This is a genomic window from Candidatus Dormiibacterota bacterium (genome assembly GCA_036495095.1).
In the GTDB taxonomy this organism is placed as follows: Bacteria; Chloroflexota; Dormibacteria; order Aeolococcales; family Aeolococcaceae; genus CF-96.
Genome location: DASXNK010000095.1, coordinates 1 through 1,831 on the forward strand (window position 1 = coordinate 1; position 1,831 = coordinate 1,831).

Consider the following 1,831-nt stretch of genomic DNA (forward strand, 5'->3'; position numbering starts at 1 on the left):
CCGCCCGGTGCAGAGGCGGCGGTGTGGGTCAGGGGATGGAGGGGAGGCCCAGGCTCACCGAGCCGCCGCTCACCGAGATGCTCGGGGCGCCGGCGTGGACGCCGCTGTTCGAGGCGGAGACCGAGCCGCCGCCGATGCTCACGGTGGGCTGGCCGATGGTGGGGACGTCGCCGGTGGCCGCGCCGAGGACCGAGGCGACGGTGCTCTGTACCATGGTCGCGCCGCTCGCGACCGCGCCGTCGCCGTCGCCGGCGGCGTCGGCGACAGTGCTCTTCGCCCCCGTGACGGTGGTGCCGACCCTGCTCTTCGCGCCGGCGACGGTGCTGTCGACCGCGCTCCTCGCGTCGGCCACGCCGTCGTCGATCCCGCTCCGGGCCTGGTCACCGGCCGCCCCGGCCTTCGCCATGCCGCTGTCCGACCAACCGTCCGCCCGCTGGGCGATGGCGAGAATGCTCTGCACCGAGGGCGCGGAGGGGAGGGCGGGCGCGCTCGGCAGGGTCACCGAGAAGCTGCCGCCGCCGCTGCTGCCGCCCGCCGAGGCGCTGGCCGAGCCCGAGGGCTGAGAGCCCGCGGTGGCGCTGAGGCTGCCGCCGTCGGCGGCGAGGGCGATGGTGGCGGAGAGCGCGCCGGCGACGGTCGCGGCCCCGGCGGCGATGAGGAGCTTGCGTGCGTTCATGTCGGTGTCCTTCGGTGGCTGCCCCACCTGGGTCCCGGCGAGAGAGGTCGCCGGGTTCGAACGGGAAGACCGCGGCCCCCCGCCGAAAAAAACAGGGCGTGCATGCCTGTGACACGTGTCGCGGCGCCGCGACAACCGTCACCGCCCTGCGACCGCCGGGGGCTTGACCCCTAGGCTGTCGATGCCTAGAGTGGCTAGGTATGGGGGATCACCGCCCCGGGCTCGGCCCGGACCTGCTGCGTGGCCATCTCGACGGCCTCCTCCTCGCCGTGCTCGCCGAGCATCCCGCCCACGGCTACGCGGTCATCGAGTCCCTTCGCGATCGCAGCCAGGGCGCATTCGACCTCGCCGAGGGCACCGTGTATCCGGCGCTGCACCGCCTCGAGCGCGACGGCCTGCTGAGCAGCCGCTGGAGCACCGAGCCGGGCCGGCCCCGCCGCGTCTACGCGCTGACCCGTCGCGGCGACCAGGCGCTCGCCGGGCATCGCGGCACCTGGCGCAGCTTCTCCCGCGCCGTCGAGCGCGTGCTCGGGGCGGGCGTCGGGTGATCGCCGGTGTGCTCGCCGAGCTCGGCCGGCTGCTGCCCGCCGGCGCGCGCCGCCGCCGGGTGCTGCTCGAGGCCGAGGACCATCTCCGCTGCGCCGTCGAGGCGGGGGTCGCCGCCGGGCTCGACCCCGCCGCGGCCGAGGCCGCCGCGGTGCGCGAATTCGGGCCGCCGGCGCTGCTGGCGAGGCGGATCCGCGAGCAGCTCGGGTGCCGCGCGGCGGCGACCGCCTCGCAGCTCGGCCTCGCCCTCCTCACCGTCCTCGGCGCGATCGCGGTGCTCCGCTTCACCGAGGTGGCCAACGACGCCGGCGCCCCGCGCTGGTGGCCCTACGAGCCGCTGCTCTCGCTCGTCACCCTGCTCGCCGTCGAGGTCGCGGCGGTGGCCGGCGCGGTCACCGCGGTCCGCCTGCTGCGGCATCGCCGCGCGGCGACAGGCTCCGCCGTTCGCGGCGCCCTGCTCCGGGGCCTGCTCGTCGCCGTGCTCGCCGGCGCGGTCGCCGCGCTCGGCGACGGGGTGGCAGCGCTGCGCCACCTCGACGAGGTGCGCTCGTCGCCCCTGGCCCTCGCCGTCGCCGGGCTCGGGCTGGCGGTGCTCGTCCTCGCCGCGGC

At 77.2% G+C, this 1,831-nt stretch carries 3 protein-coding genes; 2 read left to right on the forward strand and 1 reads right to left on the reverse strand.

Annotated elements, in window-relative coordinates:
* Positions 1 to 28: 28 nt before the first annotated feature.
* Positions 29 to 676, reverse strand: coding sequence for a hypothetical protein (locus VGL20_09955; GenBank protein HEY2704002.1), 648 nt, complete (start codon positions 674 to 676; stop codon positions 29 to 31).
* 200 nt (positions 677 to 876) lie between these two features.
* On the opposite strand from VGL20_09955, the gene VGL20_09960 reads away from it, so the two are divergent.
* Complete coding sequence (locus tag VGL20_09960) at positions 877 to 1,224, forward strand: helix-turn-helix transcriptional regulator (GenBank protein ID HEY2704003.1); 348 nt, start codon at positions 877 to 879, stop codon at positions 1,222 to 1,224.
* Positions 1,221 to 1,831 (forward strand): permease prefix domain 1-containing protein (locus tag VGL20_09965; GenBank protein ID HEY2704004.1); only part of this gene is annotated, 611 nt, incomplete at its 3' end. The genes VGL20_09960 and VGL20_09965, both read left to right, overlap by 4 nt.